Source organism: Methanofollis liminatans DSM 4140, from assembly GCF_000275865.1.
Classification (GTDB): domain Archaea; phylum Halobacteriota; class Methanomicrobia; order Methanomicrobiales; family Methanofollaceae; genus Methanofollis; species Methanofollis liminatans.
Map to the genome: position 1 here is coordinate 156393 of NZ_CM001555.1, position 26602 is coordinate 182994.

Sequence of the window (26602 nt, forward strand, 5' to 3'; positions counted from 1 at the left end):
GGCGCACGCGCAACGTCCAGTGAAGAAGCACCTGGAGAGGTTCATGGACGCCGGAGACGTTTTTGCTGGTTTTAAGACTCTATTTCAGGGCGTCCAGATCCTCTTCGTCGCCTTCGGCGCCCTCGTCCTCGTCCCCCTCCTTACGGGGCTTGACCCGGGCGTCGCCCTCTGTACCGCCGGCATCGGGACGCTGATCTTCCAGGCGGCGACCGGGATGAAGGTGCCGATCTTTCTCGCCTCCTCGTTCGCCTTCGTCCCGGCGATCACCTACGGCGTTGCGGCCTGGGGCGTGCCCGGCACCCTCTGCGGCCTCGCCGCCTCGGGTCTGCTCTACGTTGCGCTGAGTTTTGTCGTCAGGGTCTTCGGCAGCGGGGTCGTCACCAGGCTCTTCCCGCCGGTCGTGGTCGGCCCGGTGATCTGCGTCATCGGCCTCTCCCTCGCCCCGAGTGCGGTGGGCATGGCGCTCGGGCGGTCAGGCGGCCTGCAGGTCGTCCCGGCAGAGACGGCCCTGTTCATCGCCGGCGTCTCGCTCCTTGCAACCCTGCTGGCGTTTCTCTTCGGGAGGAGCTGGATCGGGCTCGTCCCGATCCTCGTCGGGATCGCCGCAGGCTACGCGGTATCCGCCGCCCTGGGCGTCGTCGACTACGCGGGCATCGCCGGGGCCGCATGGTTCTCCGTCCCCGCCTTCGTCTTTCCCGCGTGGAACCCCGCGGCGGTCCTCTTCATCGTCCCGGTCGCCATCGCCCCGGCGATCGAGCACTTCGGCGACATCCTTGCCATCGGGTCGGTGACCGGCAAGGACTACTTAAAGGACCCCGGGATCCACCGGACGATGCTCGGGGACGGGATTGCGACCCTCGCCGCCTCGTTTGTCGGCGGACCGCCCAACACCACCTACTCCGAGGTGACCGGGGCGGTGACGCTGACCCGGGCGTACAGCCCGGTGATCATGACCGTCGCCGCCGTCTTCGCGATCGTTTTTGCGTTTGTCGGGAAGATCGGGGCCGGGCTGCAGAGCATTCCCCCGCCGGTGATGGGCGGGGTGATGGTCCTGCTCTTCGGCCTGATCGCAGGCCTGGGCATCAAACACCTGGTCGTGCACCAGGTCGACCTGGGCGTCCAGAAGAACGCCGTGATCCTCTCTCTTGTGCTGGTGACCGGGATAGGGGGCCTTTGCATCCCGATCGGGGAGTTCGAGCTGGCAGGGGTCGGGCTTGCGGCGATCATCGGCGTGGTCCTCAACCTCCTCATCCCCGAACCGGCCGGGCCCGGGGCGCGGTGACCCGGCCGGAGCGAAAGAGCAGATTTTTCCGCCACCAACCGGATAATTAGAGGAAATGGTCTCCCCCCTCTCCCGGATACTCGCCGGCATCCTTCCCCCTTCCTTAAAGGAACGCCTTTTTTTCCTGGGCCCGGGCCTCCTCCTGGCCGTCACCGTGAGCGGGGAGAGCGGGATCGCCGAACTCCTCCCCGGCGGCACCGAATACGGCTACGAACTCCTCTGGGTCATGGTGGCGGCGCTCGCCTTCAAGTTCGCCTTCACCAAGGGGATCGCCCGCTATACGGTGGCGACCGGCCAGGACATCTTCCAGGGCCTGCGAACGGTGCCCGGCCCGAAGAACTGGGAGGTGATCTTCGTCATGCTCATCTACATGATGGAGATGATCGCCTACGGCGGGATCGCCGTCATCGCCGGGATCTACCTCTCCACCCTCTTCCCGGCGGCCCTCTCCGCGGACCTCTTTGCGATCTGCACCCTCGCCCTGGTCTTTTGCCTCCTCTTCTCGGGCTCGTACGCCCTCTTCGAGCGCCTCACCGCCGCCATGGCCCTCGCCCTCTTCGCCGGGATCGTCTACACCCTCGTCGCCGTCCCGCTCCCGTTCGGGGAGGTGGCGGCCGGGTTCGTCCCGGCGATCCACGACCACCTCCTCCCTGAGACGATGGCCCTGATGGGTGCGGTCGGGTCGGGCCTCAACCTCCTCCTCTACTCGCTCTGGCTCCACAAAAAAGTCGGCGACCGCCACGGCGAGGCGTATTTTAAGGCGCACATGCAGAGCATCAACCTCGACCTCGTCCTCGCCTTCGTGCTGATCGGGCTTGCGGCCTTCGGGTTCTTCGCCCTGGGCAGCGCCGCGGCGGCGGTGCCCGACGCCGTCAGCGAGGATCTCCTGGAAAGCCTCGCCTCGGTCCTCGAAGGCGTGCCCTTCGCGATGGTCGTCTTCCTGGTCACCGGCTACTTCACCCTCTTCGGCGGGATCGCCGCCGGGATCCAGGGCCGGGCCGGGGCGATCACCTCCATCCTCCGCTCCACCGTCCTGACCGCTCTTTCCGAGAAGACGGTCTACCGCGGCATCGTCCTCGTCTTTGCGGCGCTGATCCTCGTCGCCACCCGCATCGACGACCCGGCGGCGGTGATCAGGGCGGTCTCGTCCGCCTCCTCGATCATGTTCGGCGTGATGGGTTTCCTCCTCATCTACGTGGACGGCAGGCTCCCGGCCTATGCCCGCGGCTCGAACCTCTGGCTCGTCGTGATGGCGGCCGGGAGCCTGCTCTTCCTGGCCGTGGCCCTGCTGCGGGAGGAGACGATCCTGGAATACGGCATCCCCCTGATGGAGCGGATCGCCGTGGTGACGATCGTCATCTATCTCGTCGCCCAGTCGAAGACGATGCGGGACGTGATCCGGTGGCGCGCCACCCTCACCGACCGGGTGTGGCTCGTCGTGATCTTCGGCATGCTCTCGGTCTACGGCACCCTGCGGGGGATCGACGCCGGCGGCTACCTCGTCAACTTCCGCGACCTCGGGCCGCTGATCGCCGGTCTCCTGGGCGGCCCCCTGGTCGGGGCGTGCGCCGGGGCGATCGGCGGCGTCTACCGCTACGGCCTGGGCGGGTGGACGGCCCTCCCCTGCTCCCTGGCCCCGGTCGCCGCCGGGCTCATCGCCGGCTACGCCTCGCGGCGGTGGAAGGGGCGGCCGACCTACCTCAGGATGGTCGCCCTCTCGATCGTCGTCGAGGTCGTCCATATCGTGGTCCTCGTCCCGCTGCTGACGCAGGCGCCGCCCGACGTGCTGATCGCCACGATCAGGACGACCCTTCTCCCGATGATCGTGACGAACTCCTGCGGGCTGATGCTCTTCCTGTACGTGATGCGGGAACAGGGGCTCGCCGAAGGGGACGACTGAACGGTGCGTTATATCCGGGAGGCCGTCGAGGGAATCGCGTATGAGCGGTGACCTGAAAGCGGCCCTCATCGAGAGGTGCAGGGCGATGGAGATCCCCCTCGTCGGGGTGGCGGACGTGCGGCGGTGGGAGGAACCGCCGTTTCAACCCTGGATGCCCGAAGCGTTCTTCCCGCAGGCGATCGTCCCGGGCGCCCGGTCGGTGATCGTGATCGGGCTGCCCATCCACCTGCCGGTGATCGAGACGACGCCGTCGATCTGGTACCACGAGCTCTACCGGACGGTGAACACCCTCCTCGACCAGTACACCTACCGGATTGCGGAGTTCCTCAACGAAGAGGGCCACCCCTCGGTCTCCGTGCCGCGGGACGGCTACGGCGGGATCGACGTCCTCCTCGAACGCCCGATCGCCTTCTTCTCCCACCGCCACGCCGCCCTCCTCGCCGGGCTCGGGACCTTCGGGGTGAACAACATGCTCCTGACCCGGAAATACGGACCGCGGGTCCGCTTCGGCTCGGTGATCACCGCCGCCGCCCTCCCGCCCGACCCCCTGATCGAGGAGGACCTCTGCACCCGGTGCATGGCCTGCGTCCGGATGTGCCCGGTCCATGCCCTGGGCGGGGAGGACTATCCCGAAGGGCTGACCGACAAGCGCGCCTGCGCCGAGAACAGCGCCGGCCTGAGCAAACGCTCCCTCTCGCCGTGCGGGATCTGCGTGAAGGTCTGCCCGGTCGGGGAGGATATCGACCTCTACGGGAAACGGGACGCCGGGGCCCTGGAGCGGGCGGCCGGGCACGTCCGCTCGTACGGCTCGCGCTGAGGGCCCTTTCAGGCCTGCAGCTTCCTGATCACGTTGGCGACGAAGCGGGCGTCGGCGGCCGGGATGTACCTGACCGCATGCGTCTCCACGTTGGCGGCGAAGCCCTCGACGTTCGCGGGGGAGAGGTCGGCGAAGCGCAGGCCGGCACGGGCCGCCATGTCCTGCGCGAAGTCCGCCGCCGCCGGCCCGAGTTTTCTGGCCAGGGTGCTGACGACCATCCGCTGGTAGCGTTCCTGCTCTGCCATTTACGCCTCCTCCCTGCGTTCCGATGCGGACGCCGCCTTCTCCATGTAATACTTCATGCTGACGATCATCCGCCCGAACGAGGCGGCGAGGTCGCCGATCTCGTCCTCGTTCCTGATCTCGATCGCCGTCTCCTCCATATCGCCCATGCTCACCCGGTCGGCGAGGTCGCGGAGCCGCCTGATCGGGCCGGTGATCGAGGCGGAGACCAGGAAGGCGACGGCCGCCGCCGCCCCCATCGTGGCGAGGGTGAGGAGCAGGATCGTGTTCTGCGTCGACATCGCGGCCGTCTGCTCGGCGATGGCGGCCTTTGCGGCGGCGAGCCGCTCTTCGATTCGCGCCTGTGTCTCCCGGGCCGGCGCCGAGAACTCGTCGAGGTAGACGGTGGCGCCGACCCTGAGGTAGACGTGGTCGGCGGTCGGGGCGCCGGCGACGACGAAATAGCCGTACCGGTCCCGCACGCTCCCGCTCTCGTCGGCCCAGGCGAAGGTGCCCGCGGTGTCGATGTAGCCCCACCCGCTCTGGAGGAGTTTGTAGTAGGCCGGATTCGTCTCTTTTCTCTCGTGGAGGTCGACGCCGACGTCGCCGGGGTTTTCGTGGAAGGCGATCACCAGGGTGTCGGCGTCCATCGCCATCGTGGACCCGGTCCTGCCGACCGGCTGGACGACGATCGCCTGGAAGGCGGGGTCGGCCTGGAGGTCGGCCAGGGTGAGGTCGGGGTGGTCGGCGAGGTAGATCTCCACCTGGCGGGCGACGTCGGTCGCCTTTGTCCTGACCAGTTCGGTGCCCAGGGCGGTGAGGGCCCCGGTGCTCTCGTCGATGGAGAGCGCCCCGATCGCTTCGGCCTCGGCGGCGATCCCGGTGCTGAGCCGGTTGGCGTCCTGGAGGGAGGCGCAGCCCAGGATGCAGAGCGGGACGAGGGAGATGGCGAGCATGACGGCGACGAGCCTGGACCTGATCGAGAGCCTCATCGGCTCACCCTGCCGTATCCTGGCTGTTCTGCGAGAGGGCTCCTGTACGGTGCCGGTCCGCGGGGGGACGGGCGCGGGATCTGCATACGACCTGACTCCATGTGACTCTATCCTGGATGTGCTGATGGAGAGATGATCGCGGGGAAGTATATGTCTTGTCGAAATAGGCTATAGTCCCTCTATAGTTATCCGGCGGGCTCCGGCCCCGTTCGCTAATGCTAAATTCTCTCAAACCAAACTACCCTGGGTTCAAAAAACCAGCAGAGCGCAGATTTACCATGGCGAAGGCCGAAGCACGACCGTTTCTCAAGTGGGCAGGCGGAAAGACCCAGCTCCTCGATGCATTCACCGGACGGATCCCGGAGGGACTGGCCGACGGCGAAATCTCCACCTTCGTGGAGCCGTTCGTCGGCGGGGGTGCGGTGTTTTTTCATTTCAATACCCTCTTCCCCTTTGAGAAATGCCATATCTTCGACGTCAACGAGGAACTGGTCCTCGCGTACACCGTCGTCAAGAGGGACGTGGACGCCCTCATCGAGGACCTCTCCGGCCTCGCCGGCGAGTTCCTGGCGCACGACGACGAGGGGCGGCGGGATTATTTTTACGCCCTCCGCACCGAGTTCAACCGGACGAAGCAGGATATCACCTTCAAACGCTACGGGAAGGCGTGGATCTCACGGGCGGCCCGGCTGATCTTCCTGAATCGGACCTGCTATAACGGTCTGTTCCGGGTGAACTCCCGGGGGGCGTTCAACGCCCCCTTCGGGCGCTACAAAAACCCGCGGATCGTGTACCCGGAGGTGCTGCGGGCCTGCGCCGCGGCGCTGGAGAACACCGAGATCCATCACGGCGACTTCGAGCGCTCGCTCAGGTACATCGATGAAAAATCCTTCGTCTACTTCGACCCCCCGTACCGCCCCCTGAGCGCCACCGCCTCGTTCACCGGGTATGCGAAGGGGGGATTCGACGACGCCGGGCAGGAGAGGCTCGCCGCCTTTTTCGCACGGTGCGACCGGCGGGGGGCGAAGGCGATGCTGAGCAATTCCGACCCGAAAAACATCGACCCGGACGACGATTTCTTCGACCGCCTCTACGCGAAGTTCACGATCGAGCGGGTGCCGGCCCGGCGGATGATCAACTCGGACGCGAGAGGGCGGGGAGAGATCACCGAGATCGTCGTCACGAACTATCCGGGCAGGTGAAGGGCTCCTTTTTTCCGGGCAAGGTCCGCCGGCGCGCATGCGCTCTTCTCGCCAGTATGCGCCGCCTGTTTCTTCTTCCAACCACGATATGCGCCCTGACGCCCCCCGCGGCCATCCGCCCCCCGCCGCCGCAGACATTTGCACCTCTCCCCCGTAAAGAAGCGCATAAATACGATGATTATTCTCTTTCAACCCCCGCGGCTTTCATTTATATCGGCCCCCGCCGATCGATCTCTTGATGCGGGCCGCCCCCCGCGGCGGTTTCGCACCGGAGAAAAAAACCATGAGAGAGAACCATGCAGACCCCCCGGCCACCGACCGGGGAGAGGTTGAGAAGGAGAGATGCGGCAGCCCCCGGATTGAATCGTGCGCCAACACATGTTCAGGGAGGACCGCCGGCAGGAGAGAGACGAACACCGCGGAGCCGGTGCCCCTGTACCTGGTGCCGGTGGCGATCGCCGGCGAGATCCGCCGCTTCGGCGGGGTGATCTCCGAGATCTCTGTCCGCCGGACCGGGCGGCACTGCTATGCGATCGCCGTGGTGAGGCGGCTGGAGGAGGCATGAACGCCACACTCCGCCTGGGCTCGGACGATGCCCTGTACCTGCTCATCGGGTCGATGCGCTACCGGATTGCCGCCGAGGACCTGCGGGCCCTCCTCTTCTACGGCCGGGCCGTCCCGGTGACCGGGGAGGGGGCGGCGATCGTCGGCCACGCCGCCGTGAACGCCGCCGGCCGGGCGGTGCAGGTGTTCACGCCCAGGGGCCCCTTCATCGTGCCCCTGGTGAGCTTCCGCCGGGTGGTCACGGGAGAGGCGGCCTCGGCGCCGCTCTTCCCGCTCGTGCCGGGGGGATCCCCGTGATCGGGGCTGCCCTCGCCGCCCTGTTCCGGGAGGGGGACGTGGTGGAGGTGCGGGCGCTCGCCGACCGCTTCACGCACTCGGGCTACTTCGACGATCTTTCACGGCTCGCCGCGGCGGCGGCCGCCCTGGACGCCGACCCGGAGGTGCGGGGGATCTACGTCACCTTAAACGAGGTGAAGCCCGCCCTCCTCGCCCGGCGGGCAAACCGGGTGAAGATGCGGCTGACCAGGAGCGATCCCACCACCGCCGACGCCGACATCGTGCGCCGGCGCTGGCTTCCCATCGACCTCGACCCGGTCAGGCCGAGCGGGGTCTCGTCCACGGAGGAGGAGCACGCGGCGGCATTGCGCAAAGCGGACGAGATCGCCCTCTGGCTTTCTGAGCGGGGGTTTCCCGCCCCGATCCGGGCCGACTCAGGGAACGGGGCGCACCTGCTCTACCGGGTGGACCTCGAAAACGACGACGGGGGGCTGGTCAGGGGGGTGCTCGCCACCCTCGACGCGTTGTTCTCCGATGAGCACGTCACCGTGGACACCGCCAACTTCAACCCCGCCCGGATCTGGAAACTCTACGGGACGTGCTCACGGAAGGGCGACCACACCCCCGAACGCCCGCACCGGCGGGCGCGGCTCCTTTCGGTGCCCGGGGAGGTGGAGACGGTGCCGGTCGACCTCCTCGGGCAGATCGCCGCCCTCCTCCCGAAAGACGCCCCGGCCCCGCCCTCGAAAGGGATCGACCTTGCGGCCTGGCTCTCCGAGCACGGGATCCCGGTCCGGAGCAGAAAACCCTGGCAGGGCGGCACCCTCTTTGTCCTGGACGACTGCCCGTTCTCCACGGCGCACCGCGACGGCGCCTTCGCGATCCAGTTCCCCTCGGGAGCGGTCTATGCCGGGTGCCACCACGCCAGCTGCGGCGGCGGGGTGCAGCGCTGGCCCGAGATGCGGGCGCGGCACGAGAAGAAGAAGGAGGAGGTGCCGCCCCCTCCTCCTCCTCCCCCTTCGCCCGACCCTGCCGCCAGGGAGCGGGCGATGGAGATCCTCGCCCGCGGCGACCCCCTCGCCTTCCTCCTGGACACCTTCAACCGGGAGCACGTGGGCGACCGCACCGTCGCCGAGTGCCTGGCGATCTCGGTCGCCTCGCAGTCGGTGGAGAACACGAACGGGCTGCACGTCGCCATCTCGGGCAACTCCGGGAAGGGGAAGAGTCACGCCTGCACGGCGATGCTCGCCCTCCTCCCGGAGACGGCCAGGCTCACGGGCACCGTCTCGAACAAGGCGCTCTACTACCACGACAGCCTGCAGCCCGGCACCGTCCTCCTCTTCGACGACGTCTCCCTCTCCGACGACCTGCAGGAGGTCCTCAAATCCGCCACCGCGAACTTCAGGGAGCCGATCGAGCACCGCACCGTCACCGCCGACCGGAAACTCCAGGTCTGCCGGATCCCCGAACGCTGCGTCTGGTGGCTCGCGAAGGTCGAGGACCCGGGCGACGACCAGGTGATGAACCGGATGCTCACGGTCTGGATCGACGATTCGCGAGAGCAGGACGAGCGGGTGCTCGCCCACATGAAGGAGGCGGAGGCGGTCGGGCCGTCTTTGGGAGAGGACGAGGACGTGCTCACCGCCCGGGCGCTCTGGGAGGCGGTCAGGGAAGAGGTCCTGCCGGTCCGCATCCCGTTTGCGAGGGCCATCCACTTCTCGGCGGCGCAGAACCGCCGGAACCCCGGCATGCTCTTCGACCTGATCAAGTGTCGCGCCCGCCTTTTCTTCCTCCAGCGGGAGCGCGACGGTGAGGGCCGGGTGCTCGCGTCCCCGGAGGATTTCGCCGCGGCGGCCCGGCTCTACGGCAGCCTGAACGGGACGGCCGGCGGGCAGGAGACGAAGCTGACGAAGAACGAGGCGGCGGCCCTGGAGACGGTGGCGGCGATGGGGTGGGCGGAGTTCACGGTCAAAATGCTCCAGGAGGCGCTCGGGCTGTCGTACCACCAGACCCGCCGGATCCTCCACGGCTACATGAGCCGCGGGGAGACGTACTCGGGCCTCCTGGAGAAGTGCCCGGCGGTGAGTTACGTGGACGCAACAGTCCTGGATGAGGGGGAAGGCTACGCGGTCCGCCGCCGGCAGCACATCTTCTCCTTCGACCCGGAGAGGTACCGGCGGTGGGCACGCGGTGCGGCGGTGTGGATCGATGGGGGCGGGGACCGGGACGACGGTCCCGGGGGCGGCGATCCTTGCAGCATTGCAGCAGGTTTTCAGCAGCATTGCAACACCGACCGCGAGGATCGAAAGGCCGGGAAACGCCTCCGTTCTGACAGTAACAGTACAGACAGAGAGACGCGTCTATCTCTCAGTACGAAAGTACAGCAGATCACGAACACACACACCCCTGTCGGTTCTGGTGCGGGTGTGGGTGGGTGTGGGTGCGATCCCCGGAATGCTGCAAACGATCCCGGTATATCTGATGCCCGTGCCGAAAATCTGGATCAGGCGCCAATTTCCCCTCCTGTGGGTGACGGCGCCTGCTGCAACGTGCTGAAAAGAGCTGGAAAGATCGGGCCTGTGCTGCAAGAGTCCCTGCCGGGCGTCCTGGACCACCGGGAGTTCGCCCGCGTCTCGACCGCTCTGGGGCGCTGCACGGGATGCGGGGAGGGGCGGGCGGTGTTTCGGTCGGCTGACGGGCGGGTGCGGTTGTGCGAGGGGTGTTATGGGCGATTGGTCCGGGCGTGGAATGCGGGGGAGGGGGTGGGGTGATTTCTCTTACCCGATCACCATCTTATTCGCCCGGACAAACAACCCCGGCGGCATCGGGCGGTCGAGTTCCCAGAGGATGCTCATGGGGCGACTGCCTTCATGGGAGAGATAGCGTGCTGCTCCAAGGAATATGTATGGCTCTGTTATTTGTCCGACCTTCTTGAACTCCCGGACAAATAACAGGACCTTGCTTCCTCTCTCTTCATGGTGGATGTAGCGCTCTCCTACCGGCGACGACGCAGATGTGGTGCTCTGCGATTGCCAGTGGAAGAGGGATTCGGAGACGGCGTAGTCCATGTACATCGTGGTGGGCGAGTAGTGTTCCTCGGTCTTGTTAAGCGTGATGAAGAAGGCATCGATGTTTTTGTCGCGGAGATAGAGCACGCCCTCCCGACTCCCCTGTGAGGGTTTATTGTGCAGGGTGTAATGACCGAGAGCAGAGAAGATCTGGTCTCGGGTATAGGTGCAATGCACTTCCAGCGGAGCATCGAATCCCAGATCGATCGACTCCGGGATAAATTCGAGGTGTTTGAAGGTATAGTCCAGAAGATCGGAGATTTCGTCTTTGATCCATGGATTGTCAAGGATCCCTTCGAACAGAGAGCCACTATCCATTGCCGCGGTTGATACCGGCGCATCGAAGATGGAGTAGTAGAAGAGCGTGAGCATGTGGCGCTCGCCCTCGGAGAGATCGTCATACGAACGCCTGCGTGGATCGTCCAGAAGAGCCTGGATGAACTGGATCAATCGTGGCGAGTCGATCGTGCAGAGGCGGAGTGCGGCGGTCCGTGTGAACGGGGAGTCCGATCCGGTGTGCTGATAGACCCCGGCCCGGCAGGCCAACGCATAGAAGGTATCCTTCTGATAGACCTCTCTCGGCGTCAACGAGTGATACTCGATAAAATTTTTAAATGTCAGCGGTTTGCCGGTCCTCTCTTCAAACGTGCGAATATTGTCGATCAACGACGTCCGGGTGGTAATCGAGGAACGGATGTTCTCAAGGATCCGCTCTTGGGCGACCTTTTCGAGATGAATATGGCATCCCTTGGGGAGATCAAATGTGTTGTCTGCAACCTGCATAAGGAGCGGTCTATCGCTTGTCGAGAGCAATGCCGTTATTTTGTCGCCGAACCGATAGTTTGCATGATGCCGCCCTACAAAGTCGAGCACTGTGAGGCATTCTTTTCCCTCTGAAATCCTCAGACCCCGCCCGAGTTGCTGTAAAAATATCGTTAGGCTCTCTGTTGGACGGAGGAAGAGGATCGTGTTCACTTCAGGGATATCGACCCCTTCATTGTAGAGATCAACAACAAAGATGAAGTGGATCTCCCTTGATATCAGGCGGTTCTGGATGGAGAAGCGCTCTTCGTGCGGACTGTTGGCATGGAGATATGCCGATGGGATGCCTGCTTTAGTGAAGGATTCTGCCATATACGCTGCATGATCGACAGAGACGCAGAACCCAAGACCGATGGTATCGTCGATGTCGGCGATGTATTCTTGTAAGGCCACCACGATCCGTTCAGCACGCTTTGTATTCCCGGTGTAGAGGGCATTGAGTTCGCTGGGATTATAGGCGCCACACCGCCAGGATACGGCGTCGAGATCGACCACATCGGTCACGCCAAAATAATGAAACGGTGAGAGAAGTTTCCGGTTGATCGCCTCGGGCAACCGGATCTCTGCGGTGATGCTCCCGTTGAAATACTGGAGGATATCGAGTCCATCCATGCGTTCAGGGGTCGCTGTAAGTCCGACGAGGACTCTTGGTGTATAGTATGATAGAAGGCGCTGATAGGACGGTGCCGCTGCATGATGGAACTCGTCGATGATGATCACGTCATAATAGTCTGGTCGTGTACGTTGGATCAGGTCTTTGCTGTTGAGACTCTGGATGGAGGTGAAGAGATATTCGATCTGGGCGGGTTGGTTTTTCCCGACCAGGAGGTCGCCGAAATTGGGGTCTTTCAAAACGCCTCTGAATACGTTGATGCTCTGCTGGAGGATCTCCTCACGGTGGGCGACAAAGAGGAGGCGGGGGTAGTGTCCCTGTTCTGAAGCGAGATCTTTGTAGTCGAATGCAGATATGGCCGTTTTTCCGGTGCCGGTTGCTGCGACGATGAGGTTTTTGAAATTATTATGGTATTTTCGCTCTGCTTTTATCTGTTCGAGGATCTCCTTCTGGAAGTGGTAGGGATGGATATCAAATACGGGGATGATCCCTGGTTCTTTCTTCGTCTCTTTTGAGAGCGCTTGTATGAGGAGGTCTCTGCTCGCATCGGTGTAGGTGACAAACTCCGGGTCGTTCCAGTAGGTCTCAAATGTCGCATCGATCTTTTTTAAGATGTGGCCTGAGTCCTGCTGGGTTACCTTCACATTCCATTCCAGACCGCTGGTGACCGCCGGGTTTGAGAGATTCGACGAACCGATATATGCGGTGGAGAACCCGTTTCTCCGGTGAAAGATGTAGGATTTTGCATGGAGCCGGGTCCGTTCGGTGTCGTATGATATTTTTACGGTGGTGTTTTGGAGGCGAGAGAGCACCTCAACTGCTTTTATCTCGGTTGCGCCGGTGTAGGATGTGGTGATGACCCGGAGGGTGCCGTGCCGTACAAACTCTTTGAGTTCGTCGAGGATCAGGCGGATGCCACTCCATTTGATGAACGAGATGAGGAGATCGATCTGGTCGGCACTGTTGATCTCCTTTTTGAGTTCATATACGAGTCCTGGTTCTTGGGGCGATCCGGTGAAGAGACTGCTCTGAGAGATGGAGGTCTCTGGTCGGGGTAGGCTCTGTGGGTTCAGGGCGGTGGATTGGTCTGGGTCGAGGATGGCGAGTAAGAGTTCGGCGTCCTCGGTGATTTTACATTGATGGAGGCAATTTTCATCGATCTCGTCGGCAAGGTGAGAGATGACGCCGTTGCAGATGGCGATTTGATCTGCCAATGACCGGTTTTTATCTTCTGCTGTCCTGAGGGCGTTTTCCGTTATTGTGCGAATATAGCGGGACAGAATGGCCTGCGGGTCATAGTGCCTTATGGTATCTCTGAAGGGTTTTTGATCTGGTCTGAGGGAGGAGAGTTTTGATTGGAGGTATTCGTTTATTACCTGTTCATAGATTCCTGGAAAAAGGTCCATTGGTTTCTATTTTTGTTGATTGATATATTAAAGTGATTATTTGGTCTTTCTACGGCACCTCTCTTGAGATCATCACTGACTTTGGCTATGGGAGGATGAACCTCCCGAATCGCAATAATGACTCCCCTTTCCCCCGGAAGAAGCCCCCCCCTGAAACATCACAATCTTCAAATATCATGGTGTCCCCCGGAGTATAGTTTACAAAATCCACAATTCTGTTCCATTTGTAAACTGACGGGGAGAAAAGGATGTGTGCAATGTGAGCATTGCCGGGCGAATCCGGGTGGCCAGGAGAAGTGCTGGAATGAGCCAGCGGGACCTTGGCGCTGCAATCGGTGTGAGTGCGACGGCGATCTCAAAGTATGAGAAAGGGGAGGTGATCCCGGGTTCTGAGATGCTCATCCGCCTGAGCCAGGCCCTGGGCGTGAACATCGATTTCTTCTTCAGGCAGGTTGTGGCTGATGTCTCAGAACCCCGTTATCGCTGCCGGAGATCGCTCACGAAAAAGGAGGAGCGTATCATCCATGGGAAGGTGACCGAATGGCTTGAACGCTACCTGGAGGTCGAGATGATCTCCGGGATCACGGCCACTCTGGACCTCCCGCCCCGCGAGGCGTGCCTGGTCTCAACCCTCGACGATGTGGAAGTGGTCGCCCGGATGGTTCGGGATGCATGGGACCTGGGCACAGATCCGATCGAGAACGTGATGGACGTGCTTGAGCAGCACGGCATCAGGGTCGGACTCTTTGACGCCCCTGATTCTTTTGACGCCCTGACGTTTTATCACGACGAACAAACGCCGGTGATTGCGATCAACACGTCCATGGCCGGGGACCGCCAGCGCTACAACTGTGCCCATGAACTGGGGCACCTGCTCCTCCAGGTCGATCCCTCTCTCGATGAGGAAGATGCGGCACACCGTTTTGCCGGGGCATTTCTTGTACCCGATGAGATGGTGCACAAGGAGCTGGGAGAGCAGCGGTGCGCCATCGATCTGCGGGAACTCTCCCTGCTCAAACACAAGTACGGGATGAGCATGAAGGCCTGGATCCGCCGTGCCCAGGACCTCGGGGTGATCACCGGGGGGACGGCAAAGGGGTTGTATATCCGCCTGAACCGGGTGACGGTCGGGGATGAGGAGCCAGGGCGGCAGGTCAGACCTGAAGCGCCCACCTATATGCACCTTCTCATCCTGCGGGCGCTGAACGAGAAGAAGATCACTCTGTCCAGGGCCCGTGAACTCTTCGGCGGCGATCTGCCGGGGATCTCGATGGGGGCAGAGTAGGTGGGACACGAGGCAGGACCTTCCCCGGTCTGTGTCATCGACACGAATGTGCTCTTTGACGCCGTCGCCGGCGGGATCCTGCCCGATCTCTTCGGTCTTGCGTGTGTATTTTTGATCACCGACATTGCGGTCAGGGAGGTCAGGACGATTCCCCTTCCGGACCTGCTCGATCTGGGGCTTGAGGTCCGTGAACTCACCGGCGCTCAGGTCCTTGAGATGCTCGAACTCAGGGGGAAAAATGCCCCCCTTTCCATCGCAGATCTCTCGGTGCTGGTGCTTGCACGGCAGACCGGGGCGGTGCTCCTCTCGGGAGACGGGCCGCTGCGAACGGTCGCCCGGCGTGAGGGGGTGGAGGTGCACGGCATCCTCTGGGTGCTGGATCGCCTTGTTGCCGGCGGGGTGCTGCCGGGGCGGAGAGCGGCGGAGGTGATCGGGGTGATGCGGCAGAACGGAAGCCGGTTGCCCCGGGAGGAGTGCGAGCGGAGGATCCGGGCGTGGATGCGGTAGTTATGGGATGTTATTGGATCCCGGTGTATCTGTTGTGGTCTAGCTGGTTATGACGTCGCCTTGCTATGGCGAAGGTGTGTCCAGCTAGACCATGTGGCGGGCGCGGCGGGAGGAGTGTATACGTTATGACAGTGTTTGGGTTTTACCGGGCGTGAGGTGGAAATTGGATTCTTCAGTACTCATTACAGTTGAGAGTAGAACCACAGTCCCGCGGCGTCTCCGATGCCGTCTGAGTACAAAGTTTTCCTCAGGAGTCGCCATTGCTGCTTGCCACACTGGTATTGCCAGTCCAGAATCAACCAGACAATATCTTTGAAGTAAAACAACAATTTACAGCGCTAAATCGAAAATTTTAATCTATAATAAATAAATCCGAATCTATGGTCTTATGTTATGAAAATTGGAATAATAGACTATTTAAATATTTTTTTAACGAAAATATGGCCTATCAAGAAGTTATCATATACGCAGACGCAGAGGTAATAACTAGAGTAGGCAGCCCAGAAGGGGATGTATCTGCCTTCCTCGACACGATAAAAAGTTGGAGTGGCTACACTAACCGGAAATCTTTCTGCCAGAGGGCGCTGAGTACCTATAGAGCGTGGGAAAATAACCCTGAAAAGTTTTCCGAGCCACCATATTTCGCATACCTTGTATTTTTAATATACGCAGGCACCATCGAGGACCAAGAAGGACGTTCTTACTATCGAAAATTAAATACACTCTTAGATGACCTGGAAAGAGATAACCATAGTCCCCCTTCTTTTAACCGAATGGAAACACTCTGGGAAGACCTGGACCGGTGGACGACACAGACTTGCAAGGGGAGGATTGGGAAGTTCACAAAAGTTGAAAGCCATTTTGTCCATGTAAGCAACCCCATATCGCAGTCCCTTCTATCGGAAGAAGACCGGAAGAAATTACCAAACATATTTTCGTGGGCAGCGATGTCCCCCGACACCCTCCCCTTAGAGGAGGAGGTGCGGCGTGCAATGGTGGACTATAATGGTCCAGGCGGGCTCAGTGCAAGGATCAGAAGGCTCCTTGAAAAAGTTGGAAAAAATAGGTCTGCTCTCAGTGAAAATGAAAATGCAGCATACATTTTAATGATGCGGCTTGTCTTTTCCGATCTCGTGAACTGGGACGGAAACAAGCCCTTAGACTTACAGGGTGGCCTGAGTTCCCGTGTGTGGATATGTATACGGGAGAAGGGGATCTTTACTTCCACAGGTGTTAGGGTCAGGTTACAGGGGGATAAATATTGTTCTTTCTATGATATTGATAGACTCTCTTTAAAGGTAGGTGACCAAGAGATTGACCTTTCATGTGAAGGTAGCCCGGGACATATCGGTTGGTCTAAGAGAGTGAACATTTGTCGAAACAATAATAAAAAAATGCTGGACACCCTCGAATTCCCTTCGATCTGGTCGGAGGGTGCGACTTTCATAGGAGATAACGGAGAGTTCCTGGCCAGGCTACGGGGAGGTGATATACACATCTTCCGTGACGGTTCGGTGTGGAGTTTTGATGAGACGTGGGTTGAGGTAAACCGGCTAGAGAAAAATCATAGGCTCCTCATTGCATGTCGTGCTGAGGTCTCACGAAATGTTGAGAAGTGGGGGAGATCCTGCTGTCGAGCGTTCAAGGAGAGACAGATATTGCAGTCTCTGACCGGGTGGATATTTTATGAAGTCGATGGCGTGGAAAAGGGTAATGAGGATATTTCCGGACTTTCAATCCCGGATTTTGCTACTTCAAGACTTGAAGGGGGTTTAAAATTAAAAGATAAGAACAGGCATATCAAAAAGTACCTTCAGGGAGGACTTCCGGTACTCGTCCTGGAAGGGGGAGATGGGGATGAGGTCGGTGTGCTCAGGACAGAAAATGGAGATCTAGTCCTCCAGAAAATGCCCGGAGAGGGGGATAGGTGGCTCTTACCGCAAGACATACCTGTGGGGACTCTTCTGAGGATCGAGATTGGCAGGTACGATGAAGATGGGATGTTCAGAAAAGTAGCCTATTCCCATACGATCACTGTCGAGCCGATTAAAATAAAAAAGACTATACACAGTGTCTGGAGAGATTCCATTGGGGAAGTTGTCGACGACAAAGCGAACAACAGGCCGGTGATAAATGGCTACTCCATCCGAGAGGCCCAGGAGAGGGTGGACTAAGTGAAGTGCACGGGTTGGGAATCAGCGGTTGGACAACCAGCCCTCTCCCTTACAGTGAATACCCTAACAGGTACAAAGGTATCAGGGCCTGAAGTTGAGGCGTGGTTTAGAGGTATCCGGGGTAGCAGTCTTTCTCTCTATTATAAAGGCGTGGCATACTTCAGGGTTACAAACTATCCCGAAAAAGGCTGGGAGTGTTTCCAGAGGGCACTCGACTCCGGGTTGACAGGACCGCAGGCGTGTCTATTAAAGGCCGAAAGAGTGGTGCGAGAACGTGGCTCCAGTCAGAGTATAGAATATCTGATGGACACTCTCAAGGCATGTGAAACACCCGAAGAAAAGGAGGCAATAAACGGTAAACTTGGCTATTTTTTCTATTCTTCAGGGAAATATAAGGATGCGGTAGAACACTACGAGGTTGCAAGGAATATAAACTCTAGACTGGAGTGGCTCAATAATTTAGGGTGTTGCTATCTCAAATTAGGGGATGTAGAGGCAGGAAGGAGGTTTTTAAAGAGAGCAGCACAGTTGGCTCCATACAATGACAGGATCCAGAACAATAAATTACACTTGGATCTATTGTGCGGGGGCAGACAGACGCTCTCAAAATCCATCGCTTCCTTTATGAGTTCAGGAGCCCTCGATAAGGGTCAGAAAGAGAAGTTTATATCCTTGGTTTCCTTGGCCTCAGAGATGGGTCAGATATCTGATGAGGTAAAAGAAGAGTATCTGTTACTTGCCGATCTGGCTTCAGGTAACGTCGAAAAGGCCATCATCGGTCTTACTGAGAAGAGAGAAGGATTCAAAGGTCTTGGAGAGGGGGTCGAGGCCGGAGTGTTCTCTATACTCTATAACTATGTCTGTACGGACTGGCCAGATAGGTATTCTCAGGGGCTGAGGTGTGCGATACTCAATACCTGCAGTAGGCAGACTGTCCTAGATGGGCTGCAAAAAAATGCCATAGAAACAGAGGGTGATCAGTGCATCGCCCTGAAATTTGTTTTGAGGGCGTTTGTACATGACATTTCGGTAGAACAAAATACAGACATCTTGAAAGACCTAACACAGGCGCTCGAACACGACTGTGAGGGACTTATAAGAATTGCTGAGGCTGATAGCGGTGTACGAAATTTAATACACCAGGTGGGCACGTCACTACACTGGGCGCACATCGGAATAGAAAAGACCGACGCTGCAATGTGTGATTACTGTAGAGATGATGGCTTCAATGAAATAGACCCCAATAAATCATATTTTGAGAGTCCCATAATTTTTTACAAAAATGCTCTCTTGATTTTCCCTCAAGATCTTGCCCTCTTGGAGGGATATGCTGACCTCTTAAAGGCTATCCGGTCCATAAGCAGTCTCCCGGAGGCAATAGAGTTATATCAACGAATCATACAATTAGACTCCACCAAGGCTCAAAAAATCAATGAAAAAATAAATAATTCTCAAAGTTCTTTAAAGGGGTTACTAGAGTCAACTGATAGAAAAAAATATAGAGATAACAAAAAAAGAATAATTCTATTGACGGAAAGAGAAAAGAAGAGATTTATAGAAAAAGAGAAAGAGAGGGCCAGAAAAAAGAGATGGAGAAAATGATCCCCGAAACGATTCCGGAACAAGAAAAATTTCTGTACTACCTGAGCGCCCTTGGCACCGTCGATAAGTCTGTGTTCCGACAGTGGTTCGGGGAGTTGTGCCTCCGCTCCGATGCAAAGGAAGATCTCAATATCAGTTTCCTGGAAAACCGGTATATCCGAGTGATGCAGTCACTCGGGCATATCGATGATAGTGGGGGGAAACTCTGGGTCTGCCCCCCTGTTTTGTCTTTTATACGGAAGGATCCGAAACCTATCGCTCTCTTAAGCGGGGCATGTGACAGCGATCTTATATCAACATTGGACCACATCATCAGTACAGAGTTCCCACAGGGTGAGGTGCTCTGTGTCAAGCAAAGCCAATGCGTAAGCAGTGACACTGTTCTGTTGTTCCCCGACGCTTTTTTTATAAAAAATATTGGCCCAGATGACCTCAGAGATGTTGCGAGGGCACTCGGTGCCGGTCTCCAGACTGAAGAAGCACCCCCGTCGATAGTATCTTTAGCGGGTGGTATAGACCAGATGAGCCAGCGCCTTGAGTGGAGAAAATATAGAGAGGACGAACCAATAAACTCTATAAACCGTGTTTTCTCTCCCCATTTGCTCCACTTCACGGGGGATAGGGAAGATGGGAGAGACTATAGACTTGTCGAGTACAGGTTCAACTACTTATACGAGTACTGGATATGGGACGACACGGAAAAAGGGGCGGTCGTGCAAAGGGACTGGGGGAGGTATATGGCCCTCAATGCTGAGGGTGTAGACGTCCTCATCTATGACGAGGACGCGGGTTCGCTCGCTGTTCCGACGAATGTCCCCCTACCGGTCAACCTCGCAAGGGCGGTGACGGCGTGTTCTGGCCTTGTGCCGTATGAGGTCTGGTCAGGAGACCTCAGGGGCCTGGGCCTCCACGCAAATAATGTACCTTTTGATGTCTATTTCGGTGTCCCTAAAGACGTAGGTGTGAGTGTCGCAGAGAAACTTGGCCAGAGGCTGGTTACAGTCGGGGGGGTCTTTCAGCCAGAACTCTGCACCCTTTAGGAACTATTGTGCAGAGTTTAGCACCACCCTATCTCTTGCCTCAATGTCTCCATACTTTCCTATTATTCCCCACCAGAAAGAACTCTTTCCAGACACCATGTTGGGCGCCGAACAAGGTTAAATGTGTCAATTGAAATAATGGGATTTCTTTCGCCGATTTTTGCGTGGAGTCGTGCTTTAGCCGTCGATAGTAGACTGTCACCAGGTGTATTGAAGTCCCATAAGGGATGGCAAATAATGATACCCATTTTTGAACCTGCACACTCTAGACAAATTACTGGGAGGCCGTATTCTGTGTTGTGGTCGAAAAATAAGGCCTGCCCTCCATTATCCCCTGCACTGTGCTCGATCATTCGAGAGAATGTCCGGGCTTCTCTGTCTGCATTATCAGGCCATCCCTTCAGTTCAGGGTATGTAAAATTTCCATCTAGACCACAACGGTAATTCAGATCCCCCATAAGACGAAGGTAAGCTAGACCAAGTCTCCAGTCGAGAAGGCCGTGGTAGGGCATGTTTCTGTAGTTCATTATGCAACGATAACATGCTGTTGTACATGGAGGCTTACCATCACCTCCGAATATATGTTCATCCGACAAGATAGAACCCATGAATGTTTCATTTCTGGGATTGGTGGAGAGTATATTGGGCAGCACCCTCTCCTTCCAGTTGTTGTACAACCACAAGCTGAACCCAGAGCCGTTGGGTAGTTTGTCTGCTATGACAACCTGCCCTACATTTTCCTCTCCGGATATAGGTGAAGGTATGCTCATTGGCTGGATACGACAGATGTCCAGTTCTTCAGGGTCGATGTCGAGCATGTCCCCCACCACACTCCTTATGATAAATGCAGAGGAATATAGAGCAGATCTGGTTGTTTCCGTTGATGAAAGTGGATTTACTAGTATTCCTGATGGCTTTTGCTGAATATTATACCTGAAAATATCTGTTACTTTTCTTGAAGCGATTGCTATTTTTCGTACCTCTTCTTCACCACCGCTTTCGATTTTCCCCATAATATACTGGGATATGGCATCTTTATCCCTGACGCGATCATTTTGTTGGTCTTCAGCAATCCACTGTTTTGCACGAATCTTGGACTCGTAGTACCTTTTGGATTTTCTGTCGTATTGATAGCATTTAGATGGGACATACGACCCTGCAAACAGTTTTGGATGAATTCCAATCCGGTTATCATTGATCTTCCAGACAGGGACTCTTTCACTGAATGAAACCTTCCAGTTCTCGTTTCCTCTCTCTTTAGGGGAGGTGGATCGGTGTTCAGCAATGGTTAATGATGTCCTGTTGAAGACGTTGTCTTCAACAATGTCATGCCCTCTCCATAAATCCGTACGAAAACCAGCAGGTACTGCGACCCAGTAGGCTTCGATCTCTTCTGGCCTGGCCTGATGGCAGAATGGGCACTCTTCTGCATCGTGAAGAGGTTTTTTTAACAATATTTTGACTCCTCCACATCTGCGGCACCGTTGAATCCATCGTATAAACTTCAAGGGATCGTTTTCCTGGCCGGCAGGTTTCCATACAGCCCATTTATTCTCAAAAGATTTCCTGAGGGGTACAGAAAAGCCGATTGAGGTATATACTGCCTTATCCTTTGTCTTCTGGGCGCCCGGAGCGAACTCCGTAACTGCAAGGTCGAGGCTGCGTGATATTGAGTATGGCTCAGTCCTTTTTGATTCTTTGTCGGGGAGGCCGTGCATGAGCACTCGCTCGTCTGTAGGCATTCCGTACATTGGCAAGATCGCCATCTCCGCAAGCCTCTGTGCTAGACCCTCACCAATGATGTCATCCCTTTCAAGGGCTTTATCCAGTTGTTCTGGCAGTACCCTTGTCACATAATCCCGGAGGTGGGCTACTTTTTTTTCTGCCTTTTTCTGTGGGGTGCTGGGGTCAACAAATGCCATTATTATCTGTTCTCGGGCACTTTTTCCAGCATCACCCATGAGCCACTCTCGTACTTTTTCATGGACACGCCGATCTTTCGCTCCCTCTTCTATGCCCTGGAAAAGTACAGATGTGCCAAACTCTCCGTGAATGTCGCCGCCTCCAGGGCAGTCTTTTTTCGTGACGCCTGCATATTTAAACGCCAACCGGAGTGCCTCTTTTGCGACGAGACGATCCAGTATGCTTTCATTCTCGTCTTCTTTCATCGAGAGAAATGGCATGGGGGGCTTGCTGCCCGTCATATATGAAGGATCAGAGTAATGATACTCGTCGTGACTCCTGCCACCTCGGCAGAGGGTGAGGACAAAAGAATATGCCTGCCCCCTCCTTCCTACCCTGCCAGCCCTCTGTTGATAATTAAACCGCTCGGGCGGCATGTTTGCAAGAACTACTGCCCTGAGAGTACCGATGTCGACACCCACTTCCATCGTCGTCGTCACACTGAGGGCATCTATTTCTTGTGCTTTCTTTTTTTCCTGTTTCTCTCCCCCAGGGCACTCAACAAAGATTCCTCGGAACTGCCTCTGGCGCTGTGCCGGGTTATCAGTTTGACCGGTGAGTTCTTCACAATGAAGACGAATCAACCTTTCATGCTGGTCTGTTGATCCTTCCTGCCAAAAACTATGCGAATAGTAGTTTCTCTTCCGGATTTCATTACACTCCAAAGAAGGATCCCCGGACAATGGTGACAGACATTCAGTACATATTCCAGCAGAGGGATGGAGGTGCGGCCATTTGCAGTTTGGACAGATCCATACAGGTGTGTTACTTTTTGTGGGGACGATGACTACCTCACCTATGTTAACAATCAAGTTTGGATGCCCGCATCTAGCGAGGAATTCAATTATTGAGTTCCCAACAACTTCGGGATTTGTGCCCCACATTTCAGCCAATTTTCCGAGAAAATTTTTGATCTTTTTTGAGGTAATGGATCGATAGTCTGGAAATTCTGTGACGTTGAAATCGGATGCATCATATCTGTAGGTGTCGCCCAGTATCCGTATCATCGAATCACAGGCCTGCTGAAATACTTCTGGTTTGCAATTGCACTGAGACCCATAGTATTCAAGTGCTAACCTATAGACCTCAGAATAGGGCTGACCCTGACAACCTTCAAGACACTCTTCAAATCTTTCAATGCTGATGGCTGTTGGGAGAGCTTTTACGAAGCCAAGGCCTGAAGACTCCAGGCTGTAGAACAATTTAGGGAACAAAAAGTTGCTTATCCCCTTGTAAAGATCATTTATTATCTTTACTCGTGCTTTTTTCTTGTCATCGTCATCGGTGGGCAACCACTTGCCAGTCTCCATATCAAATAGATCGTACCAAGTGAAATAGCGAACAATATTGATCGTTTTACCTTCCGGGAAATTCTGTTCGGTCTTAACTTCTATCTCTTGCTCTGAAAACCGTGTGCCACCAGGGGAGACACCCAGTTGAACAAATCTCTCTACTAGATATCCCGGTGAGTCACCCAGACCTTTTTTGACCGCAGCAGGTCTGGCAACAAGATCATATATGGGGACTGGTGGCAGGCCATTATCCATAGGTTCAAAAAACATTAACCTGCTTTGGGCAGATGAATACTCCTTTCTCAGTATATCAAGATCATCAGGATCAAGATCGGGGTTGTCTTTAATCTGCTTGCTCGTCCGTCTTACATCTTTTACAATCTGCAGGATGTCTGGAGAATAGAGATTTATATAGTCGCTTGTTTTTTGGGAAAACTGGCTCTTTGAAAATTCATGTATCTTATCCTTGTTTTTTGTTTTGGTGAGATCTTGTAGGTGCGTCCTGATCTCATCTATGAGATACTCTTTGCCTTCGGCTACGACCAATATCTCTCTGAACAAAATTTCCCTGATGAGTTGTTTGTACTGCTCCTGCTCGATGCCGGCAGCGGTCGTTGCCGCCTCTTCCCTGCTGTCTGAGAACACAACGACCTTTCTCTCTTCAGCTGGCAGGAGGGAGAAGAGTTCCTTCGTGAGCGTCTGTGTAAATTTTGAGAAACCTGTCCTGAACCCGCGGATAGGGGAGGAAATATATCTTTTTTTGAGGTAGTTCGCCCCACACTCTGCACAGACTGTTGGAAGTGCGCGGAGAGTTTCTGCCTTTTCAGGCCCTCCAACCATTGTAAGGATATCACGGAAAGAACCCCGATTTTCTATCCCAATCTCATAAATATACCCCTCAAACCATTTTTCTGGGGATAATCCAGGGTCCTCGCGAGAAAATTCCCCTGTTGAATAGTTCATCCATGTGTGTCTCCAGTGTCCCATCAATAACTGATCATCAAAATGCCTATCCTGTTTTTCCCACAGTTCCCAGTTGCTGCTGGCTATTCCTTCTAAAAACGATCTATTTTTTGGTTTGGGATAAAATATGCCATATTCCCGATAATTTCTCAGATTGACCTGGACATCAATACTTCTTTCAGGTATTCCTGAAAGTTCAGGGTCTAACGGCAAGAGTTCTTTTGTATCTTTGTTGTTCAGAAGCCTGTAGCCACCAAGATATACTGCACCGCACCGTTCGCAACGCAATAGTTCAAGTACGCGGGAACCACTGTCGCCCGGCGTAAGGTAGCAGGGATGGGAAAAAAGTTCACCGACCGGCCGCTCCTCACCGCTGGAGATGCTTCCATTACTTGTCGGCTCCGTAGATGCCCAGAGGCCATCCAAGTTCCTGAAAAACCAGTGGAAACGGAATAATGGTAGGATGTTTTCGTCTATTTCAGGGGAGTTTCCGATAAATCCGCTGAGATCCTGATTGTCTGGATCTTTATACCCATCACATAAACCACGGGCGATAAAGAGTCCCCGAACAGCCTGTTCATTATATGGTTGAGCAAAGATTCGCTCTCCAAATGTTTCTATCGATTCTGCCTGGAAGCCTCCGGACTCTTTGTTGTAGAGTGCAGAGAGTAGCCTCTCCCTGATGTTGAGCTCTTTTGAACGGAACAGCACCGTCAGGGCTGCAGCGGCAGAGCCAGTGTTAGGATTATAGGGATAGCCCAACGCATGGGCTAGTTCGACTGCTGTGCGTCTGCAGGCTTCATCTGTATTGGAGGGGCTGCTACCGTATCTCTCATAGTCCTCTGCAAGGCACTCAAAGGCATGGGCAAGCCTATTCCACTCCATATCTGTGAGTCCTTCAGAGGATCCTGTCGTCTGCTCAAGAGCGCCCTCTATGACTTCAAATTTTTCCGCAGGCGCCCCAAACATCTGATGAAGGAACTCTTTTGCACTCAAACCTATGTTTCCATCCTCCTCCAGGGATGCGCTGGACCCAAGGATCCGTAACTGGTCACTATCAGGCGTGAGCCCAAGGCGGTAGAGGAGGAGCCGAAGGAGGTAGGCAACTTCAGTCCCTGCCGTCCCACGGTAAAGATGAATCTCATCGAGCACCAGATGAAATAGTCTTTCCTTACCTGAATCACGCCCCTCTTTGAGCCAGTCCCGTGTTTTATCAAAGATACCAGACTCCTCACCACGCATCATCATGATGCTGAGCATCGAAAAGTTCGTTATCAGGATATCTGGGGGATGTTCTTGCATGTCCCAGCGGGATCTCATCTCTGCACCATTGAGATTTTGAAAAAAGAATGAGGCCTCTTTTTTTGCGTCTCTTAGTGTAGGGCTATCCTGGGTAGAGGCACTCTTGGAAAATAATTTTGCTCTGTCCGAGGCGTCTTCAAATTCTCTTAATTTTTTCCGGAGTTCACCTGACTTATATTTTAGCCCGATTGTATCCATTGATCTCCGATCACCGGTAACAGGCGTGACCCCGGTATAACGGCCAAAATAGAAACGATTCCCATTTCTGTGTTTATTGAGCCATTCGAGCGCACTTTCAGAGTCTAACGCCTTGCGCAATCGGACAAGTTGGTCTTCAACAAGGGCATTCATAGGATAGAGTATCATGGCTCGCACTGCAGCAGGCCGTGTTTCATTAATCCTCTGAGGGATCCACTGACTTTTATGTTGCCAATAATCGTCCTGATGCTCACGCTTTTTCCGAGGTCTAGACCAGGTTTCTGCGTCCGAAGACTCTTTCACTAAATAGGCGAATATCGGCAAGAGAAAGGACTCTGTTTTTCCGGAACCGGTGCCAGATGTAATTATACAATGTCTGTCTCCTTTCAGTGCAACCTTTAACATCTCATACTGGTGCTGGTAGAGAGTGTGGTCTTGGCTGAAGAGGCCACATGTAGCGAATTGTTTGAATTCCTTGAGTGTGCATTCGTCAAAAACATCATCAAGATCCTCTGTTGTGAGATCCCGTGTCTGATCTGACTGCTTGCTCTTTGAATCCAGCGACAAGCCTGAACTGCGATATGTTGGAAGGGCTTCAATCCATGGTTTCTGGCACAAAACATCAGAATTTTTTAATTGTAATTCACGTTCAGAATTGATTGAATCATAGCGTGTCTTGAAGGTTGTCTGAACATAGCGTATAACTCCGTCTTTTACAGCATTATATGCACCAATTGGATCAATCATTGGTATCAATCACCCATATGATGTTTGAAAAAAGGTTTTTTCATTATATAGAGGTATTGTTTTGAATATTCTCAAAAATAGGGCCTAAGAATGGAATATTTGAGCAGCAGCATGATCATGTGCTTCTGTGATTGATCTCTCTGACACGTATCGAGGTTCTGCGTGACTGAGCGTGACCGAGCAGTCCATGTGGTCGAACTTCTGGGGGTTGCCAGCAGGACGAACTACATGAATTTCAGGGAGCAGGTCATCAAAGCCCTGCGCCATTGTTCTCACTTTGAGATAGTGGTGATCTCCCCTCTCCCCTCAATACACCCTCCTCTCCGGAATAACCCCCCGCACACCGCCCCTCGGGTTCTCGATGTC

16 protein-coding genes are annotated in these 26602 nt (G+C 55.9%); 12 read left to right on the plus strand and 4 right to left on the minus strand.

Features of this window, described 5'->3' with window-relative positions:
• Window positions 1-19: 19 nt before the first annotated feature.
• Genes METLI_RS00750 through METLI_RS00760 form a run of 3 tightly spaced genes read left to right on the plus strand, consistent with a single transcriptional unit; the run spans window position 20 to window position 3999 of the window.
• Window positions 20-1282 (plus strand): uracil-xanthine permease family protein, encoded by a 1263-nt coding sequence (locus METLI_RS00750; RefSeq protein ID WP_245529378.1) that lies wholly within the window; start codon window positions 20-22, stop codon window positions 1280-1282.
• 55 nt (window positions 1283-1337) lie between these two features.
• Window positions 1338-3182, plus strand: coding sequence for an Nramp family divalent metal transporter (locus tag METLI_RS00755; protein ID WP_004037134.1), 1845 nt, complete (start codon window positions 1338-1340; stop codon window positions 3180-3182).
• 40 nt (window positions 3183-3222) lie between these two features.
• Window positions 3223-3999: a 4Fe-4S binding protein gene (locus METLI_RS00760; RefSeq protein WP_004037135.1), complete on the plus strand. Its 777-nt coding sequence runs from the start codon at window positions 3223-3225 to the stop codon at window positions 3997-3999.
• Between the two features lie 8 nt (window positions 4000-4007).
• Here METLI_RS00760 and METLI_RS00765 read toward each other — a convergent pair whose 3' ends face one another.
• Both METLI_RS00765 and METLI_RS00770 read right to left on the minus strand, forming a co-directional pair.
• Window positions 4008-4244, minus strand: a complete 237-nt coding sequence (locus METLI_RS00765) for a hypothetical protein (RefSeq protein WP_004037136.1) — start codon at window positions 4242-4244, stop codon at window positions 4008-4010.
• Window positions 4245-5213, minus strand: coding sequence for a sensor histidine kinase (locus METLI_RS00770; RefSeq protein WP_004037137.1), 969 nt, complete (start codon window positions 5211-5213; stop codon window positions 4245-4247). It lies immediately after the preceding gene.
• Between the two features lie 278 nt (window positions 5214-5491).
• On the opposite strand from METLI_RS00770, the gene METLI_RS00775 reads away from it, so the two are divergent.
• The 4 genes from METLI_RS00775 to METLI_RS00790 all read left to right on the plus strand — a co-directional run bounded on the left by METLI_RS00775 (window position 5492) and on the right by METLI_RS00790 (window position 10026).
• Entirely contained in the window at window positions 5492-6415 is a 924-nt protein-coding gene (locus tag METLI_RS00775) for a DNA adenine methylase (protein WP_004037138.1), read from the plus strand.
• 283 nt (window positions 6416-6698) lie between these two features.
• The gene (locus tag METLI_RS12610) at window positions 6699-6980 is read left to right on the plus strand and encodes a hypothetical protein (protein WP_245529379.1); all 282 of its coding nucleotides are present in this window, start codon (window positions 6699-6701) and stop codon (window positions 6978-6980) included.
• The gene (locus METLI_RS00785; protein WP_004037140.1) at window positions 6977-7276 is read left to right on the plus strand and encodes a hypothetical protein; all 300 of its coding nucleotides are present in this window, start codon (window positions 6977-6979) and stop codon (window positions 7274-7276) included. Before METLI_RS12610 ends, METLI_RS00785 begins: the two co-directional genes overlap by 4 nt.
• The gene (locus METLI_RS00790; protein WP_004037141.1) at window positions 7273-10026 is read left to right on the plus strand and encodes a hypothetical protein; all 2754 of its coding nucleotides are present in this window, start codon (window positions 7273-7275) and stop codon (window positions 10024-10026) included. The genes METLI_RS00785 and METLI_RS00790 overlap by 4 nt, the downstream gene beginning before the upstream one ends.
• Before the next feature lie 6 nt (window positions 10027-10032).
• Here the strand turns inward: METLI_RS00790 and METLI_RS00795 are convergent, their stop codons facing one another.
• Window positions 10033-13164 (minus strand): DUF3427 domain-containing protein, encoded by a 3132-nt coding sequence (locus tag METLI_RS00795; RefSeq protein ID WP_004037142.1) that lies wholly within the window; start codon window positions 13162-13164, stop codon window positions 10033-10035.
• Between the two features lie 259 nt (window positions 13165-13423).
• Here METLI_RS00795 and METLI_RS00800 point away from each other — a divergent pair, with 259 nt between their 5' ends.
• The 5 genes from METLI_RS00800 (at window position 13424) to METLI_RS00820 (ending at window position 19772) form a co-directional block, all read left to right on the plus strand.
• The gene (locus METLI_RS00800) at window positions 13424-14449 is read left to right on the plus strand and encodes a helix-turn-helix domain-containing protein (protein WP_004037143.1); all 1026 of its coding nucleotides are present in this window, start codon (window positions 13424-13426) and stop codon (window positions 14447-14449) included.
• Window positions 14450-14956 (plus strand): PIN domain-containing protein, encoded by a 507-nt coding sequence (locus tag METLI_RS00805; RefSeq protein ID WP_004037144.1) that lies wholly within the window; start codon window positions 14450-14452, stop codon window positions 14954-14956. It abuts the gene before it with no gap.
• 380 nt (window positions 14957-15336) lie between these two features.
• Complete coding sequence (locus tag METLI_RS00810) at window positions 15337-17130, plus strand: hypothetical protein (RefSeq protein ID WP_004037145.1); 1794 nt, start codon at window positions 15337-15339, stop codon at window positions 17128-17130.
• Window positions 17131-18732, plus strand: a complete 1602-nt coding sequence (locus tag METLI_RS00815) for a tetratricopeptide repeat protein (RefSeq protein WP_004037146.1) — start codon at window positions 17131-17133, stop codon at window positions 18730-18732.
• Window positions 18720-19772 carry a hypothetical protein gene (locus METLI_RS00820; protein ID WP_048103560.1) on the plus strand — a complete coding sequence of 351 codons (1053 nt, stop codon included), beginning with the start codon at window positions 18720-18722 and terminating at the stop codon, window positions 19770-19772. The genes METLI_RS00815 and METLI_RS00820 overlap by 13 nt, the downstream gene beginning before the upstream one ends.
• 62 nt (window positions 19773-19834) lie before the next feature.
• Here the strand turns inward: METLI_RS00820 and METLI_RS00825 are convergent, their stop codons facing one another.
• Window positions 19835-26236: a DEAD/DEAH box helicase gene (locus METLI_RS00825; protein WP_004037148.1), complete on the minus strand. Its 6402-nt coding sequence runs from the start codon at window positions 26234-26236 to the stop codon at window positions 19835-19837.
• Window positions 26237-26602 lie beyond the last annotated feature (366 nt).